The organism is Microbacterium sp. NPDC055903 (genome assembly GCF_053615555.1).
Genome location: NZ_JBSHCA010000003.1, coordinates 192,881 through 209,513, shown reverse-complemented (window position 1 = coordinate 209,513; position 16,633 = coordinate 192,881). Strand labels below are relative to the sequence as shown.

The following is a 16,633-nucleotide window of genomic DNA, read 5'->3' as shown; positions in this document are numbered from 1 at the left end:
ATCGGGTGCGGCTCAGATGCGCGCGGCGGGCAGGGGAGCGAAGGATGCGTCCTGCGCGAGTCCGCCAGCGCGGGTGCGCAGCCCATCGAGAACCTCACCGAGGCTTGTGCCTCGGTAGTGCAGAGACTGCATCCTGGCGGACTCCCAGACGGGGAACTCGCCGTCGCCGTCGCGCTCCGTCGGATCCCAGAGGAGGAGGTCACCGTTCTCGCTCCACGCGAAGACCTGCAGCCGCTGCGCGAGTGCCCAGTCGCCATCCGGTTCGATGACGTCATCGAAGTCCTGCTCGCGCGCTTCGGCGTACTCGTCGTGGAATCGTCGGGTCAGCCTCCCGCCGCGTCCCATGAGTCCATCCGCGAAACCGGGATGCGTCGGCGGATAGATCAGCCACAGACCGTAGATGCGGGCCCAGCCTACGTGGCGGATGAACGCCCTGTATGACGGCGGGAATCCGGCACCATCGGCGAATCGGAAACCGTCGAGGGTGTCGAGATCGATATGCTCGAGCGTCGGCGCACCGGCCGCCGTGAGGGCGGCGATGCGCGGATCCGTCATGCGTATGAGCCTAGGCCAGAGCCGCCTGTCTATCCGGCTCACACAAGCGCCCAGATAGTCTTTCCCCGCAGCGACAGCATGCGGGACAGGCGACCAAGGAGTGATCGTGTCAGTTCGTGCAGGACGGGTATTCCTGGGGATCACAGCGGCCGTCTTCGTCGGCTCCGTCATCTGGTTTGTCGTCGCCTCGATGCTGTACGGCGCGATCTCGGGAGCATCCGCGGCGCCGATCGCGGTTACGGTGGCCGCTCTCGTCGGCTTCGGCGTCGGGGCGATGATGTTCGCCCGATTCGCCGAGGCTCACGTGGAGGCGGAGCAGCTGATCATCCGGCGCGTGCTGGGTGCTCCTCGACGCCTCCCGATCGCCGGGATCGACACGATGGTTGTCGTGGAAGACCTGCACCTTCCGTCTCGTTCGGGAGCTGCGTCGGTCCTCCGACTCGTACTTCGTGCGGGTGATCGAACCCTTCTCGCCTTCACCCCGAGCGACGGCGGGCTGGTGCAGCGACTGAGCGCGCTCGGCATCCCGATGGAGACGTTCAGCGAACCCGTCACGCCCCGTCAACTCGCGCAGCGGTATCCGGGGTCCGTCAGCCCCGCCGAGCGGGCGATCAGCGCGTTGCCCTGGCTCGCGCTCGTGATCGGCGTGGTCGCGGTGGGCTGGGTGTGCTGGGAAGCACTGCACCGGTGACCACCCGGACGCTGCTCACATACTGGACACGTGCCTTCCTTCTCGATCGTCCGCCACGAAGTGCTCACCGCGAATGAGCGCTCGGCGCTTCGCGCACTGTTCGACGCAGAGTACGCATCCGGATACGGCCCCTGGGATCCCGAGCTCCCCTACGGCTATGCACCGCACGACGTGCACGTCATCGCATCCGTCGACGGTGCTGTGATCGGCCATGTCGGCTGGGCGCGACGCGAGATCGAGGTGGGGAGCGGCATCCTGACGATCGGTGGCGTCGGTGGTGTGCTCGTGGCTGAGCATGCGAGGGGCAACGGTCTCGCGAGAGAGCTGATGGCGCAGGCCGTCCGGGCGATGCGCGCCGACCGCGGAATCGAGTTCGGCTATCTCGGATGCCGAGAAGAGGTCGCGCCCTTCTACGCGGCGTGCGGGTGGCGGCGCATCGCCGCCGTGGAGCGCTCGATCTCCCGAGACGGGGATGTCGCCCTGCAGGCGGCCGGGGCGCCGATCATGGTCCGATCCGTCGAAGGCGAGCGGTCCTGGCCGGTCGGGGACATCGATCTGCGCGGACGGGCGTGGTGATCCCCACGCCATAGGCTGACGTCATGGATGCCTCCGCGTACCGCGCTGCCGTGAGAACGATCCTCGACGAAGCCGCAGCCGACGTCACGTCGACATTGCGGAGACTCGGCGATGCCGCGGATCATGCCGGCTGCGACCTCGTCATCGATGTGTTCACCGGCCAGGACGGCGAAGGGCCGTTCGACGTCTGGGCGCGGTTCGCGGGTGACGGAGCCTTCGCGCTGGATCGCCGATTCGATGACGAGCGCCAGCTGTTCGGCGTCGAGTGGGGAGAGGAAGGCTGGTCTCCTGCTGTCCCCGCTCGCCCTCGCGGGTGGAGTATCGATGAGTTCGACACCGCCGTCTTCGAGGCGGTGGCCGCGTGGCTAGACCCTCTGATCCCCGCAGCCGACGTGGCCTGGGAGCTCGCCTCCGCAGACAGCGCGATCGAGCCGCGTCCGCTCGGCGCCGGGCGCTGACGGACGCGGGATGAGCCCCGACGCCCTCGACTAACCTGGAGGCTGGCGCGACGGTGCGCGCCGCCGAGAGGAGAAGCGAGATGGGCGCGACCGCGCTGCTGGTCATCGACATGCAGGCGGGCGTCATGCCCGGATGCTTCGACGAAGAGGGCGTGCTGCAGCGCACCGCCGCGCTCGTCGCCCGCGCGCGAGCTCAAGAGACGCCCGTCCTCTGGGTGCATCACGACCCCGTCGGCGTCGGCACCCCGGAGTGGGAGCTCGCCGGTCCGCTGCGGCACGAGGCCGGCGACGCGATCATCCGCAAGCAGTACCGCGACTCCTTCGAAGGCACCGACCTCCGCTCCACACTCGATGAGCTGGGCGTCTCGCGTCTGGTCGTCGCCGGTGCGCAGTCCGACTACTGCGTGCGCACGACCACGCAGCGTGCGGCAGCGGAAGGTTTCGATGTGACGCTTGTCAGCGACGCCCACACCACGGTCGATGCGACCTGGGGCGGCGTCGACGTCGCGGCGGAGCAGATCATCGCCCACACGAACATGTACTTCTCGGGGCTCCGCTACCCGGAGCGCACGTTCGCCGCCGTTCCGCACGACGTCGTGGAGCTCTGACTGCGCGCACTCACCACTGGTACTTCAAGAACTTGCCGTCGATGACGACGCGCACGCGGTCGCCATCCGGGTCCTCCCGCCGGGTGAGCTCGACGTTGCAGTTGATGGCGCTCATGATCCCGTCGCCGAACTCCTCGTGGATCGCCTCCTTCAACGCCGGACCGTAGACCGCGAGCAATTCGTAGAACCGGTAGATGGTGGGATCGGAGCGCATCGCGTCGCCGTCCAGACGATACGGCTGCTGCTGGAGCGCGGCGATCGTGCTCTCCGAGAGAGCGAGGAGCTCGCCCGCGCGCTCGGCCTCCGCACGGGGAACGGGATGTGAGCCCAGCAGGGCGGAGATGGTCCACAGCAGCGGGCGCTCGATGTGCGCAGCGACGTCGGCCCAGCTCACATCCCGCTGGGAGAGGGCGCTTCGCACCTCGGCGGTCGCGGCGTCACGGGTGGCGTTCAAGTCGGTCACGGGTCTCTCCTCGGATCGGGGGTGGGATGTGCTCAGTCCACCGCCTGCGTCCGCGCGACGACCAGGAATTCCGCGCAGCACTCCCCGCAGAACGCGCAGGAGCAGCGGTCTTTTACGTGCCGGAAACATCGGCGCAACCGCCGGGTCCGCCTGCGTCCGTACCGTGCGAGGAAGGAGAGGTCCATGAGCATCCAGCCCGCCGCGCACGCCAGCCCCGAGTCATCGACATCCGCGCTTCTCGCCGAGGCGTTCGACATCGTGCCCGTGCCGTTGTGGGTGATCGACGGCGACGGAAGCGTCGTGCGCGCCAACCCCGCAGCGGCACGCTTCCTCGGCTACCGCGACGAGCTCCAGCTCATCGGCGGTCCGAGCCACGCACTGCTGCACCGGCACCGGCTCGACGGCACGGGGTACCCGGCCCACGAGTGCCCGATCGTCCGCGCGGACGGCCCGGCCGCCTCCGAAGAATGGTTCATCACGCGGGCCGGGCAGCCGCGCAGGGTGCGCTGGTCCACCCAGCCGATGCGCTCGCGCAGGCACGTCCTGCTCACCTTCGACACGGCATCCGGCGCATCTGCGCCACCGACCGCCCCACCGCGCTCGATCAGGGCCGTGATCCACGCGCACTTCACCGATCCGTCCTTCGACGCCCTCGAACTGGCCGTGCGCACCCGCATGCCTCTTCGCACTCTTCAAGCGCTCTGCGCTCGCCGCGGATTCACACCGGCCGCAGAGATCCGCCGAGTACGCCTGGAACATGCACGCGGCCTGCTCGAGGCCGGTAGCGCCGTGAGGGCTGCCGCACACGCATCCGGATTCCTGGATGCGGAGACCTTCTCGCGCGCCTTCCGCAGGCACTTCGGAATGCCGCCCAGCGCGGTCTCGGCGGGGAACGTCGACGCCTGAGGGGTCTGACCGTGACCGCACAGGCTCGGCCGTTACGCTCGGCACATGCGTCGACTCGCCCTTGTTCCCCTTCTCGCCATCGGTCTTCTCGCCGGATGCTCCCAGGTCGCTCAGATCGCGGGTGAAGCCGCCGGCATCCCTGTCGGGGAGATCTGCGCGACGGCCGACCAGGCGTACGCCGACTACGAGAGCCTTCTCGCGCAGGGCGCCGCGACCGAGGAGCAGGTCGATGCGGCACGCGACGGCCTCGTGAACACCCTGGAGGGCCTGGCCGGTGACGTCGACGGTCCGATCGGCGACGCCATCCAGTCGGGCGCCGATCAGCTCGCGGGCGCCGTCGACCTCCAGTCGCCCGAGACGATCGAGGCGATCGAGCAGGTCAAGACCTCGCTCGACGCCTTCTGCGGCTGATCCCGCTCCACACCGCCGACAACGGCGCAGGTAAGGTGGAGCTAACCCCCGGAACGCGAGAGGAATCCAGCACGTGACCGAGAGCAGCATCTTCGACCCGGCAGGTCGTGCCGTGGCATACGTCGACGAGGGCGAGGGGCCGGTCACGCTGGTGCTCGTCCCGGGGCGCGGGCTCGATGAGGACGTTCTCGGCGTCATCGCGCACTACCTCGCCGAGGAAGCCGGATTCCGCGTCGTGAAGATCGCGACCGGCATCGAAGGCCCGGCGACGCTCGAAGAGCGCGTCGCGGACACGCTCGCCGTGCTCGACCACCTCGGCATCAAGGACACCTGGATCGGCGGCCACGGCTTCGGCGGCACGGTCGCCAGGGTGTTCGCCGCGGCGCACGCCGACCGGGTGAACGGTCTCCTCCTGCTCGGCGCCGAAGACGTCGACATCCCCCTCGCCCCGGTGATCCCCGTGCTCATCATCCAGGGATCCGATGACGCCGTCACGCTCCCGGAGACCGGGGAACGCCTGCATGCGACGGCCCCGGAGCGCGCCAGCATCCGCACGATCGACGGCGGCGACCACCTCTTCCCGACGACGCATCCCATCGAGACGGCCGTCATCGTCGAGGAGTACCTCGACTGGGACTGAGCGATTCACACCCACCGGCGAACCGAGGAGAGCCATGTCTGAGCAGGTGAAGGGTCCGAAGTCGTACTTCCCGTCCATCGAGGCGAAGTACGGCAAGACCATCGACGAGTGGATCGCCGAGCTCCGGCCGCACGCCGGGGAGAAGCACATGGACCAGGTCGCGTTCCTCAAGGAACAGGGCATGGGGCACGGCCACGCCAACGCGCTCGTGCACGTGTTCCGCGCGGAGCACGACGGTGCCTGAGACCGCGGCGAAGCGGATCCTCGTCATCGGGGCCAGCGGCGTCATCGGCGGTGCTGTCGCGGATGCACTCGAAGACGCCGGCCACGAGGTGATCAGGGCGTCGCGCTCCTCGGCGGAGAGCGTCGACATCAGAGACGCCGCATCCGTCGCCGCGCTGATCGAGCGCACCGCGCCGCTCGACGGCGTCGTCGTCGCGGCGGGGAAGGTGCCCTTCAAACCGCTCGACGAGCTCACCCAGGACGATTACCGTGCCGGCCTCGACGACAAGGCGCTCACGCAGATCGCGGTCGCCGATGCGGCCGTCGCCGGTCTCGAGGACGGCGGGTCGATCACGCTCACCACGGGCGTCCTCGCGCGGCGGCCTGTGCCGACCGGGGCAGCGGCATCCGTCGCGAACGCCGCGCTGCACGGATACATCCTCGCCGCGGCCGAGCATCTGCCGCGCGGCATCAGGATCAACGCCGTGAGCCCGAACGTCCTCGCCGAGTCTCCCGGCTATCACGCCAGCTTCCCGGGCTTCACGCCGGTGCCCGTGGCGAAGGTCGCTCGCGCGTACCTCGACGTGATCGACGGGGACCGGAACGGGGAGATCATCGACGTCTGAGGCCTCCGATAGAACCGGTCCGCAACGATCGGGCGGCGTCCGCGGCTCCCGACGGATGCTGGATGCGGAAAGGAGGACCCCATGATCGGTTCGCTCAACGCCCTCGTGGATCTCGTCGAGAAGCACCTGAACGACGACGAGATCGACATCGCCGCCTTCGCCAGGCGTCACGGCAGCACGGAGTACCACCTGCGCCGGATGTTCTCGTCGCTCGCGGGCATGCCGCTGTCGGAATACGCCAGGCGCCGCAGGATGACGATGGCAGCGGCGGAGCTCGTCGACGGCACGGATGACCTGCTGACGATCGCCGTGCGCTACGGCTACGGATCGGCGGAGGCGTTCGGCAGGGCGTTCCGCGCCGTGCACGGCGCGTCCCCGGCAGACGTGCGCCGTTCAGGGGGTCCGCTCAGCACACAACCCACGCTCCGGTTTCGCCTGAGCGTCGAAGGGAGCATCCCCATGCACGTCACCATCACCGATCGGCCCGCGTTCGTCCTCGCAGGCCACGCCGCCGAAGTGCCGCTCATCCATCGCGGAGTCAATCCGCACATCCAGGCGCATATCGCCGGCATCCCCGTCGAGGAGCACGTCAGGCTGAAGGCGCTCAGTGATGCGGACCCGGCCGGCATCCTGGCCGTCACCGCCGATTCCGAGCCGGATGCCGCGGAGGGTTCACCCGTCACCTACCTGCACGGTGTCGCCGTGTCGGCATCGAGTCCGGTCCCGGACGACCTCGACGTCATCCCGGTGGATGCCGGGAACTGGGCGGTCTTCGCGGTGAACGGCCCGTTCCCTGAGACGCTGCAGAACCTCTGGGCTGCGACGGCCACCGAGTGGTTCCCGTCGAACCCGTGGCGCCTGCGCCCAGGGCCCTCGATCGTCCGCTACCTCTCGCTCACCGCCGACCTCGTCGATGCGGAGCTGTGGCTGCCTGTCGAGAGAGCGGGCTGAGCTCAGAGTCGCGTCAGGATCAGGTAGGCGAAGAGGTAGCCGAGCACGAGGCATGCGACCCATGCCGTCACCGCGGCGAGGTACCAGTCCTGCCTGATCTCCAGCGCCCGGCGACGGGGGTCATCGCGAGGGACTCGCTTCAGCATCCGATCCGTCGCCCACAGCACAGGGAACAGGAGAGCGAACAGCAGCAGGAACACCGCCAGCTGCAGGGCGAGCCAGGCGGACCGCGAGCCGCTGCTCACGGAGCCGAGCCCGTCTGTGAGGACGGCGGTGATCTCCTGCGAGCCGCTGATGACGAGCAGTCCGAGGGCGCCGAGGACGAACACCGCGATGCGCGTGAGGCGATCGCCGATCGTCACCTCGATCCGCGGGACGGAGGGGAGCGGCGTGCCCATGACCGGGACGGCGTCGCCGGGCTTGCGGAGGCGATTGGCCCAGAAGAGACGCCGGGTCGCGGCCAGGGTCAGCGGCCACAGCAGGAAGGCGACGACGGCTGCGAGCATCCAGGCGAAGACCTCGTTCGCGGTGAGGTCGAGCTCAAGGCGCTCGGCCAGGAGGATCAGCCCGATCCACGCGCCGATCGCGAGCGGGACGACGATCACGACGCAGACAAGGACGATCAGCACCTGACGTCCGGCGCTCGGTGGTCGTGCCGGAGTGCTGTTCACCCCAGAAGTCTAGGGCCCGCAACCGCCATGCGCTGCGGGCCCCGGATGCTCAGAGCCGGCGCCACGCCTCCGTCAGGACGCCCCGCAGGATCTGCTCGATCTCGTCGAACTCGCCCTGGCCGATCGTCAGCGGCGGCGCGAGCTGGATCACGGGGTCGCCGCGGTCGTCCGCACGGCAGTACAGGCCCGCATCGAACAACGCCTTGGAGAGGAACCCGCGCAGGAGGCGCTCCGACTCGTCCTCGTCGAAGGTGGTCTTGGTCGCCTTGTCCTTGACGAGCTCGATGCCGAAGAAGTAGCCGTCGCCGCGGACGTCCCCGACGATCGGCAGATCGAGCAGCTTCTCGAGCGTCGCGCGGAACGCGGGTGAGTTCTCGCGGACGTTCCCGAGCAGCTGCTCCTCCTCGAAGATGGCCAGGTTCTCCAGCGCGACCGCCGCCGAGACGGGGTGGCCGCCGAAGGTGTAGCCGTGCGGGAACGACGCCGTTCCCGAGGAGAACGGCTCGTACACCTTGTCGCTGACGATCGTGCCGCCCAGCGGCGAGTATCCGCTGGTGACCGCCTTGGCGAAGGTGATCATGTCCGGCTGGTAGCCGTAGCGCTCGGCGCCGAAGTACTCGCCGAGCCGTCCGAACGCGCAGATCACCTCGTCGGAGACGAGGAGCACGTCGTAACGGTCGCAGATCTCCCGCACCCGCTGGAAGTACCCTGGCGGCGGCACGAAGCATCCGCCCGAGTTCTGCACGGGCTCGAGGAAGACGGCGGCGACGGTGTCCGGACCCTCGAACTGGATCATCTCCTCGATGCGGTCGGCCGCCCACACCCCGAACTCCTCCTCGGTGGCACCCGCGAAGCCGAGCTCGCCCGCGCGGTACCAGTTGGTGTTCGGCACGCGGAAGCCTCCGGGGGTGACCGGCTCGAACATCGACTTCATGCCGGGAAGGCCCGTGATCGCGAGCGCGCCCTGCGGGGTTCCGTGGTAGGCGACGAAGCGGGAGATGACCTTGTGCTTGGTGGGCTTGCCGCGGAGCTTGAAGTAGTGCTTGGCGAGCTTGAACGCGGTCTCGACCGCCTCTCCACCGCCGGTGGAGAAGAACACGTGGTTGAGGTCGCCGGGGGCGAGATCGGCGATCCGATCGGCGAGCTCGATGGCGGCGGGATGCGCATACGACCAGATCGGGAAGAACGCCAGCTCCTCGGCCTGCTTGGCCGCTGCCTCGGCGAGGCGGCGACGACCGTGTCCCGCGTTCACGACGAAGAGGCCGGACAGCCCGTCGATGTAGTCCTTGCCGCGGGAGTCCCAGATCCGATGCCCCTCGCCCTTCACGATGATCGGCACGCCGGGGCCCTCGGTCATCACGGACTGCCTGGCGAAGTGCATCCACAGGTGATCGCGCGCCTTCTCCTGGAGGGCTGCGTCGTCGTATGTCATGGCTGTTCTCCTTCTTCTCGTGCGAGTTCTCTCATCTGACGTTCAGTGTGCCCGCCCGGAGATCGCATCCGCGATCCTCGCGAGCGGAGAGGTTCTCGTTCCGCCCCGCGCCTCCTGGGCATCGGCCGCGTGATAGGCGGTGTAGATCGCCTGCACGGCCAGCCAGCGCAGCGGCTCCGGCTCCCAGCGCTTCGCGCGGTGATCGACCCACGGCAGGCGGACGAGATCGGTGTCGCGCCCCAGCACGAGGTCCGCGAGCGTGCGGCCGGCGAGGTTCGTCGTGGCGACGCCCGTGCCGACGTAGCCTCCGCCCCAGCCCAGGCCCGTCCGCCGGTCGAAGCCGACCGTCGCCGCCCAGTCCCGTGGCACGCCGAGAACCCCGGCCCATGCGTGCTCGACGGGAACCGATGCCGCACCGGGGAAGAACTCCCGAAGCAGCGCCGTGAGCCGATGGATCGTGCGCTCCTGCGTCGACCCGTCGGAGTCGACGCGCGAACCGTACCGGTAGGGCACGCCCCGTCCGCCGAAGGCGATCCGGTCGTCGGCCGTGCGCTGCGCGTACATGTACACGTGCGCGAGGTCGCCGAGCGTCGCGGCATCCTTCCATCCGACAGCGTCCCAGAAGGATGCGGGAAGGGGAGCAGTGACGATCATCGACGAGTTCATCGGCAACCAGGTGCGGTGCTCGCCGGCGAGGTCGGCGGTGAAGCCCTCGGTGGCGCGGATCACGGCATCCGCCCTGACGACGCCGAGGTCGGTGATCGCACGCTCCTGCACGATCTCCCGCACGTTCGTCTGCTCGTAGATCCGCACACCGCGCCGCTCGACCGCCGCGGCCAGACCCTGCGCGAGTTTGGCGGGGTGGATGCGGGCGCAGTGCGGATGCCACATCGCGCCGAGCGCTCCCTCGACGCGGATGCGGGCACCCGTCTCCGCGGCGTCCCAGACATCGACATCCGTGTCGGGCCAGCGCCGCTCGGCGTCTGCGAGCACCGTCAGCCGGGTGAGCTGGGCGGCATTGCGCGCGACGGTCAGCTCGCCGCCCTTGCGGATGTCGGCGTCGATACCCTCGTCCTCCGCCGTGCGGATCACCTCGTCCACCGTGTCGTTCATCGCGGCCTGCTGCCTCGCGCCGCCGTCGCGCCCGTACTGCTCGCGCCCACCCGTCACCGAGTTCGTCAGCCAGCCGCCGTTGCGCCCCGACGCTCCGAAGCCGGCGAAGCGTCGCTCGAGCACCGCGATCCGAAGATCCGGCTGCAGGGTGCTCAGGTAGTACGCCGTCCACAGGCCGGTGTACCCGGCGCCCACGATGGCGACATCGACGTCGAGATCGCCGGGCAGGGCGGGGCGGGGCGACGGCAGCCCCAGCTGCTGCCACCAGAACGAGACCCCGCCGACGTGGACCATCAGGAAAGGCTCGACATCACATGCTTGATCCGGGTGTAGTCCTCGAAGCCGTAGACCGAGAGGTCCTTGCCGTACCCGGAGTGCTTGAACCCGCCGTGCGGCATGTCGGAGACGAAGGGGATGTGCGCATTGATCCATACGCAGCCGAAATCCAGGTCCCGCGAGAAGCGCATCGCCCGGGCGTGATCCCGCGTCCAGGTCGACGCGGCGAGCGCATAGGGGACGCCGTTGGCGAGAGCGAGGGCCTCCTCGTCGGTGTCGAACGACTGCACCGTCAGCACGGGGCCGAAGACCTCCTGCTGGATGAGCTCGTCGTCCTGGCGGACACCCGTGACGATGGTGGGCTCGAAGAAGCATCCGGCATCGCCCTGCCGCCTGCCGCCCGTGGCGACGTGTGCGTGCGCCGGGAGGCGCTCGATGAACCCCATGACCCTGTCGAGCTGATCGGCGTTGTTGAGCGGCCCGAAGAACGCCTCCGGGTCATCCGGCGCTCCCGTCTTGGCGTGCTCGGTCGTGTGCGCGACGAGGCGGTCGACGAGTTCGTCGTGCAGGGAGGAGTGAACGAGCACACGGGTGGCCGCCGTGCAGTCCTGGCCGGCGTTGAAGAACGCCGCTTCGACGATGCCGGGGACGGCCTTGTCGAGATCGGCATCCGCGAACACCAGGGCCGGTGCCTTGCCGCCGAGCTCCAGGTGCACGCGCTTGAGCTGCCGCGACGCGGCTTCGGCCACCTGCATGCCCGCCCTCACCGAACCGGTGATCGCGACGAGCTGCGGGGTCGGATGCTCCACGAGCAGGGCGCCCGTGCTGCGATCGCCGAGCACGACGTTCAGCACGCCGTCGGGCAGGATGCCGAGTGCGAGCTCTGCCAGGCGCACCGTCGTCTGCGGTGTCGTCTCGCTCGGCTTGAGCACCACGGTGTTGCCGGCGGCGATGGCCGGCGCGATCTTCCAGATCGCCATGTTGAGCGGATAGTTCCAGGGCGTGACCTGGGCGACGACGCCGATCGGCTCGCGTCGGACGAAGGAGGTGAACCCCTCCGCGTACTCCGCAGCGGCCCGGCCATCGAGGTCGCGCGCCGCACCAGCGAAGAAGCGCAGCTGGTCGACCGACTGCTCGATCTCGTCGGACACCAGGGACGCCCGCGGCTTCCCGGTGTCCTCGGATTCGAGGTCGGCGAACTCCTCGGCGTGCTGCTCGAGTGCATCCGCGAGACGGAACAGCGCGAGCTGACGCTGCGCGGGCGTCGTCGATCTCCATCCGGGGAACGCGGCGGAGGCCGCGGCGAACGCGGCATCGACGTCTGCGGCGGTCGAGACGCCCGCCTGCCCGTAGACGGTATCGGTCACCGGTGAGACGAGGTCGAGCACAGGGCCGGAAGGGGCCACGCGTTCGCCGTCGATGATGTTGTCGAGCGCCATCATGCCTCCAGGCTCGCATCCGCCTCATCGAGAGCGCGATCGATGATGTCCAGCCCGCGGCGCAGGTCGTTCTCGTCGATCACCAGCGGAGGGGCGACGTGGATCCGGTTGAAGTGAGTGAACGGCCACAGGCCCGCGCTCTTGCAGGCGGTGGCGACGGCGGTTATCGGGGCGGCCGCGGCGCCCGCGGCGTTGAACGGAACGAGCGGCTCGCGGGTGGTCTTGTCGCGCACGAGCTCGATCGCCCAGAACAGCCCCTGGCCGCGGACGTCGCCGACCGAGGGGTGCGCCGCCTCGATCTCCTCCAGACGCGGCGCCACGACGCGCTCGCCGAGATCGCGGACGCGCTCCAGGATGCCGTCGCGCCGGAACACCTCGAAGGTCGCGACGCCCGCCGCGCAGGCGAGCGGATGACCGGAGTACGTGAGACCGCCCGGGAAGGACACCGTGTCGAAGTGCGCGGCGATCCGGTCGCTGATCACGACGCCGCCCAGCGGCACATAGCCGGAGTTCACGCCCTTGGCGAAGGTGATGAGATCGGGGACGACGTCGAACGCCTGGAAGGCGAACCACTGACCGGTGCGTCCGAAGCCGACCATGACCTCGTCGGCGATGTAGACGATGCCGTACTTGTCGCACAGCGCGCGCACGCCGGGCAGGTAACCGGGCGGCGGGACGAGCACTCCGTTGGTGCCGACGACGGTCTCGATGATGATGGCGCCGATCGTGGATGCGCCCTCGAGGATGATCGTCTGCTCCAGATGCTCCAACGCGCGGGCCGTCTCCTCCTCTGGAGAGGAGGAGTGGAACGGCGAGCGATACGCGTACGGCCCGAAGAAGTGCGCGACGGAGCCGTCTGCGGGCTCGTTCGGCCAGCGTCGGGGGTCACCGGTCAGCGTGATCGCCGTCGAGGTGTTGCCGTGGTAGCTGCGGTACATCGAGAGCACCTTGCGCTTGCCGGTGACGATCCGCGCCATGCGGACGGCGTTCTCGTTGGCATCCGCGCCGCCGTTGGTGAAGAACACCTTCGCATGCGTGTCCGGCGCGACCTCGGAGATGAGTCTGGCGAGCTCCCCGCGGACGTCGTTGGCCATGGAGGGCTGGATCGTGGCGAGCCTGCCCGCCTGCTCCTGGATCGCCGAGACGAGGTCGGGATGCTGGTGACCGAGGTTGAGGTTCACCAGCTGCGACGAGAAGTCGAGGTAGGTGTTGCCCGCGTAGTCCCAGAAGCTCGCACCCTGGCCACCTGCGACGGGAAGCGGGTCGATGAGCGCCTGTGCACTCCAGGAGTGGAAGACGTGGCCGCGGTCGTCCGCGCGGACCTCGGCCTCTGCGGTCGCGTCGATGATGCTCATGTGCTCGTCCTGATCAGTCGTTGCGGGGGAAGCCGAGGTTGATGCCGCGGCGGGAGTGATCGTCTGATGCCGGGTCGATCCAGCGTGCGGTGACGGCCTTCTCGCGGGTGAAGAAGTCGAAGCCGTGCGTGCCGTAGGCCTTCGCGTCACCGAACAGCGAGGCCTTCCAGCCGCCGAAGGAGTGATACGCGACGGGAACGGGGATCGGCACGTTGATGCCGATCATCCCGACCTGCACCTCGTTCTGGAAGCGGCGTGCCGCACCTCCGTCGTTGGTGAAGATCGCCGTGCCGTTGCCGAACCGGCCGGAGTTGATGAGGTCGAGCCCCTCCTGGAACGTCTTCACCCGCACCACGGAGAGCACCGGTCCGAAGATCTCCTCGGTGTAGGCGCGGCTCGTCGTCGGCACCTGATCGAGGAGGGTGGGGCCGAAGAAGAACCCGTCCTCGTGGCCGTCGACGCGCAGGTCGCGGCCGTCGACGACCACGCGCGCGCCGTCCTGTTCGGCGATGTCGACGTATCCGGCGACCTTGTCCCGGTGCTCGGCGGTGATCAACGGGCCCATGTCCGGTTCGGTCTCGGCTGCGCCGTCGCCGATGCGCAGGCGGCCGATCCGCTCGGCCACCTTGGCGATCAGCTCGTCGGCGACCGGCTCGACCGCCAGGACGACGCTCACCGCCATGCACCGTTCGCCGGCCGCGCCGTACCCGGCGTTGACGGCCTGGTCCGCGACGAGATCGAGGTCGGCGTCGGGCAGCACGAGCATGTGGTTCTTCGCGCCGCCGAGCGCCTGCACGCGCTTGCCGTGCGCGGAGGCGGTCTCGTAGATGTACTGCGCGATCGGGGTCGATCCGACGAAGGAGATCGACTGCACACGGGGATCGGTCAGCAGGCCGTCGACGGCGAGCTTGTCGCCCTGCAGCACGGTGAACACCCCGTTGGGGAGCCCGGCCTCCTTCCACAGCGCCGCGAGCCAGAGTGCCGCAGAAGGGTCCTTCTCGCTGGGCTTGAGGACCACCGCGTTGCCGGCGGCGATCGCGATGGGGAAGAACCACATCGGCACCATCGCCGGGAAGTTGAACGGGCTGATGATCCCGACCACGCCGAGGGGCTGCTTGAGGGAGTACACATCGATGCCGGTGGAGGCGTTCTCGCTGTAGGCGCCCTTCACGAGATGCGGGAACCCGGTCGCGAGCTCCACGACCTCCTGTCCGCGCAGGATCTCGCCCATCGCGTCGGAGAGCACCTTGCCGTGCTCTGCCGTGATGATCGCCGCCAACTCGCCCTTGCGGGTGTTCAGCAGCTCGCGGAACGCGAACAGCACGCCCTGCCGCTTCGCGATGGACGCCCTGGCCCAGGACACGGAGGCGGCCTGCGCCGACGTGATCGCGGCGTCGATCTCCGCCTCGTCCGCGAGGGCCACCCTTGCGCTGAGCGCGCCGTTGGCGGGGTTGAACACGGAGGCGGTCCGGCCGCCGTCGGAGGCGTGTTCTGCGCCGTCGATCCAGTGTCCGATGGTCCGAACGGTCATGATCTCCTCCTTTGCCCGGACAGATCGACCGGGATGCTGCATGTCTGTGTCAGACTCAGTGTTTCAGAGCATGTGGAGGTCAGCAGGTGGCTGAACGTCGTGAAGAAGTCGAGGTTCGGACGAACCGTCCGAACCAGGTGGCCGGGCTTCCCGTCGTGCGCGAGGTGCTGGCGCTCGCCGCCGTGACGGCGGGGGAGCCGGAGATCCTCAGCGGTGACGCGGGGCTGGAGTCGCCGGTGCGCTGGGTGCACGCCTCTGACAGCGCGGGCGTCGCGCGCCTGCTCGATGGGGGAGAGCTCCTGCTCTCCACCGGCTCGTCGTGGCCGGAGGATCCTGCCGAACTCGCGGCCTTCATCGGAGGCCTGGCGGATGCCGGGCTCTCCTGCCTGGTCCTGGAGCTCGGGACGCACTACCGGTACGCCCCCGCCGTGGTGGTCGAGGTCGCGCGCGCCAGGGGACTGGCGCTCGTCGTGCTGCACAGGGAAGTGAAGTTCGTCGCCGTCACCGAGGCCGTCCACCGGCGGATCATCGCCGACCAGACGGCTGCGCTGCGCGCCAGAGACGAGGTCCGCACGCGCTTCACCGGCCTCGCCCTGCGCGGATCCCCCGCCGATTTCATCGTGCACCAGCTGGCGCAGACGCTCGGCGCTCCGGTCGTGCTGGAGAGCCTCGCGCACGATGTCGTCGTCGCCGATGTCCCTCCCGCGCTCGAGGAGGAGGTCCTCACCCGCTGGGAGGTCCGCTCGCGCATCGCCCATCGAGATGCGGCGACCGGGCGGCCGGGCGACTGGCTGATCGTGCCCGTCGAGGCGAGGGGGATCCGCTGGGGGCACCTGGTCGCCCTGCCGGGCCCCGAGCACCTCGCCGGGCGGCGCAGCGTCCTCGAACAGGGGGCGATCGCGCTCGCGCTCGGGCGGCTGACCGATGCCGAGGGTGACGAGTGGGCGAGGATCGGGCGCCGTCAGCTCATCGACGGCCTGATCGCCGGCCGGTACACGAGCCAGGAGGGCGCGGTCGCGCGGCTGGAGGCGGCGGGGCTCCCCGTCGACGGTTCCCGGCTGCACGGGATCGTCGCGCTCGGCGTCGCACTGCGGGCGGATGCCGCCGATGCGGCGGCGCGGATGCTCGGCGGGCGCGCGCTCATGGGATCGCCTCCGGGCGCTCAGCAGGGGGCGGTCATCCTGCTCTCCCTGCCGGCCCGCACCGTCCTGGATGACGAGGCTGCGCTTCGGCTGGCCAGGGCGCTCAGCCCCGACGCCGAACGCCTGACGGTGAGCATCGGGTCCTCTGGTCAGGGGATCGACGCCGGTCTCGCCTCGCTCCAGGAGGCGATCGATCTGTCGCGTGCCCCGGAGCCCCGTGGCCAGCGCGGGCCGCGCGTGAGACGCGCCGAGCAGCGCCCGCTCGCGCGGCTGGTGACCTCGTTGCGCGATGACCATCGCATCCTCGAGCACGGCGAGCGCATGCTCGCGCCGCTCATCGAGCACGATCTCGCCAAGAGCGGAGACCTGCTCGACGTCCTCGCGGCGATGCTGGCGCATCCGGGCAACCGGACGGCGGCGGCATCCGCGTCGCACCTGTCGCGGTCGGTGTTCTATCAGCGCATCGCGCTCATCCAGGAGCTGCTCGGATCCGACCTCGACGACGGCGAGGTGCAGGCTGCGCTGCACCTCGCCCTGCTCGTGCGGCGCTCGGTGACGCGCTGACGT

General features: G+C 69.4%; 19 protein-coding genes. 11 read left to right on the top strand and 8 right to left on the bottom strand.

The features are described from left to right. Positions 1 to 12: 12 nt before the first annotated feature. Positions 13 to 555 (bottom strand): hypothetical protein, encoded by a 543-nt coding sequence (locus ACWGJP_RS14805; RefSeq protein ID WP_452330567.1) that lies wholly within the window; start codon positions 553 to 555, stop codon positions 13 to 15. Positions 556 to 661: 106 nt separating this feature from the next. On the opposite strand from ACWGJP_RS14805, the gene ACWGJP_RS14800 reads away from it, so the two are divergent. The 4 genes from ACWGJP_RS14800 (at position 662) to ACWGJP_RS14785 (ending at position 2,888) form a co-directional block, all read left to right on the top strand. Continuing rightward, the gene (locus ACWGJP_RS14800) at positions 662 to 1,246 is read left to right on the top strand and encodes a hypothetical protein (protein WP_452330566.1); all 585 of its coding nucleotides are present in this window, start codon (positions 662 to 664) and stop codon (positions 1,244 to 1,246) included. 30 nt (positions 1,247 to 1,276) lie between these two features. Next, positions 1,277 to 1,822, top strand: coding sequence for a GNAT family N-acetyltransferase (locus ACWGJP_RS14795; protein WP_452330565.1), 546 nt, complete (start codon positions 1,277 to 1,279; stop codon positions 1,820 to 1,822). A gap of 23 nt (positions 1,823 to 1,845) precedes the next feature. Next, positions 1,846 to 2,280: a DUF6389 family protein gene (locus ACWGJP_RS14790; RefSeq protein WP_452330564.1), complete on the top strand. Its 435-nt coding sequence runs from the start codon at positions 1,846 to 1,848 to the stop codon at positions 2,278 to 2,280. Between the two features lie 80 nt (positions 2,281 to 2,360). Further along, positions 2,361 to 2,888, top strand: coding sequence for an isochorismatase family protein (locus tag ACWGJP_RS14785; protein ID WP_452330563.1), 528 nt, complete (start codon positions 2,361 to 2,363; stop codon positions 2,886 to 2,888). A gap of 10 nt (positions 2,889 to 2,898) precedes the next feature. Here ACWGJP_RS14785 and cynS read toward each other — a convergent pair whose 3' ends face one another. Further along, positions 2,899 to 3,351, bottom strand: coding sequence for a cyanase (gene cynS / locus ACWGJP_RS14780; RefSeq protein ID WP_452330562.1), 453 nt, complete (start codon positions 3,349 to 3,351; stop codon positions 2,899 to 2,901). A gap of 183 nt (positions 3,352 to 3,534) precedes the next feature. Here cynS and ACWGJP_RS14775 point away from each other — a divergent pair, with 183 nt between their 5' ends. The 6 genes from ACWGJP_RS14775 (at position 3,535) to ACWGJP_RS14750 (ending at position 7,107) form a co-directional block, all read left to right on the top strand. Beyond that, positions 3,535 to 4,257, top strand: coding sequence for a helix-turn-helix domain-containing protein (locus tag ACWGJP_RS14775; protein ID WP_452330561.1), 723 nt, complete (start codon positions 3,535 to 3,537; stop codon positions 4,255 to 4,257). A gap of 45 nt (positions 4,258 to 4,302) precedes the next feature. Next, the gene (locus ACWGJP_RS14770) at positions 4,303 to 4,668 is read left to right on the top strand and encodes a hypothetical protein (protein WP_452330560.1); all 366 of its coding nucleotides are present in this window, start codon (positions 4,303 to 4,305) and stop codon (positions 4,666 to 4,668) included. A 73-nt stretch (positions 4,669 to 4,741) separates the two neighbouring features. After that, on the top strand, positions 4,742 to 5,308 hold the full coding sequence (locus ACWGJP_RS14765) for an alpha/beta fold hydrolase (protein WP_452330559.1): 567 nt from the start codon (positions 4,742 to 4,744) through the stop codon (positions 5,306 to 5,308). 34 nt (positions 5,309 to 5,342) lie between these two features. Then, entirely contained in the window at positions 5,343 to 5,552 is a 210-nt protein-coding gene (locus tag ACWGJP_RS14760) for a DUF4287 domain-containing protein (RefSeq protein WP_452330558.1), read from the top strand. Continuing rightward, positions 5,545 to 6,156, top strand: coding sequence for a short chain dehydrogenase (locus ACWGJP_RS14755; RefSeq protein ID WP_452330557.1), 612 nt, complete (start codon positions 5,545 to 5,547; stop codon positions 6,154 to 6,156). Before ACWGJP_RS14760 ends, ACWGJP_RS14755 begins: the two co-directional genes overlap by 8 nt. An 81-nt stretch (positions 6,157 to 6,237) precedes the next feature. Further along, positions 6,238 to 7,107: an AraC family transcriptional regulator gene (locus tag ACWGJP_RS14750; RefSeq protein ID WP_452330556.1), complete on the top strand. Its 870-nt coding sequence runs from the start codon at positions 6,238 to 6,240 to the stop codon at positions 7,105 to 7,107. Positions 7,108 to 7,109: 2 nt separating this feature from the next. Here ACWGJP_RS14750 and ACWGJP_RS14745 read toward each other — a convergent pair whose 3' ends face one another. The 6 genes from ACWGJP_RS14745 to ACWGJP_RS14720 are packed head-to-tail and all read right to left on the bottom strand — an operon-like array spanning position 7,110 to position 14,924. Further along, positions 7,110 to 7,778, bottom strand: a complete 669-nt coding sequence (locus tag ACWGJP_RS14745; protein WP_452330555.1) for a hypothetical protein — start codon at positions 7,776 to 7,778, stop codon at positions 7,110 to 7,112. A 49-nt stretch (positions 7,779 to 7,827) separates the two neighbouring features. Beyond that, complete coding sequence (locus tag ACWGJP_RS14740) at positions 7,828 to 9,210, bottom strand: aspartate aminotransferase family protein (RefSeq protein ID WP_452330554.1); 1,383 nt, start codon at positions 9,208 to 9,210, stop codon at positions 7,828 to 7,830. 42 nt (positions 9,211 to 9,252) lie between these two features. Next, a complete protein-coding gene (locus ACWGJP_RS14735) occupies positions 9,253 to 10,617 on the bottom strand; it encodes an NAD(P)/FAD-dependent oxidoreductase (RefSeq protein WP_452330553.1) in 1,365 nt (454 codons plus the stop codon). Then, complete coding sequence (locus tag ACWGJP_RS14730) at positions 10,617 to 12,041, bottom strand: gamma-aminobutyraldehyde dehydrogenase (RefSeq protein ID WP_452330552.1); 1,425 nt, start codon at positions 12,039 to 12,041, stop codon at positions 10,617 to 10,619. Before ACWGJP_RS14730 ends, ACWGJP_RS14735 begins: the two co-directional genes overlap by 1 nt. After that, entirely contained in the window at positions 12,038 to 13,393 is a 1,356-nt protein-coding gene (locus ACWGJP_RS14725) for an aminotransferase class III-fold pyridoxal phosphate-dependent enzyme (RefSeq protein ID WP_452330551.1), read from the bottom strand. Before ACWGJP_RS14725 ends, ACWGJP_RS14730 begins: the two co-directional genes overlap by 4 nt. Before the next feature lie 13 nt (positions 13,394 to 13,406). Beyond that, on the bottom strand, positions 13,407 to 14,924 hold the full coding sequence (locus ACWGJP_RS14720) for a CoA-acylating methylmalonate-semialdehyde dehydrogenase (RefSeq protein ID WP_452330550.1): 1,518 nt from the start codon (positions 14,922 to 14,924) through the stop codon (positions 13,407 to 13,409). An 86-nt stretch (positions 14,925 to 15,010) separates the two neighbouring features. Between ACWGJP_RS14720 and ACWGJP_RS14715 the strand changes: the two genes are divergently transcribed. Further along, entirely contained in the window at positions 15,011 to 16,630 is a 1,620-nt protein-coding gene (locus ACWGJP_RS14715) for a PucR family transcriptional regulator (protein ID WP_452330549.1), read from the top strand. Positions 16,631 to 16,633 lie beyond the last annotated feature (3 nt).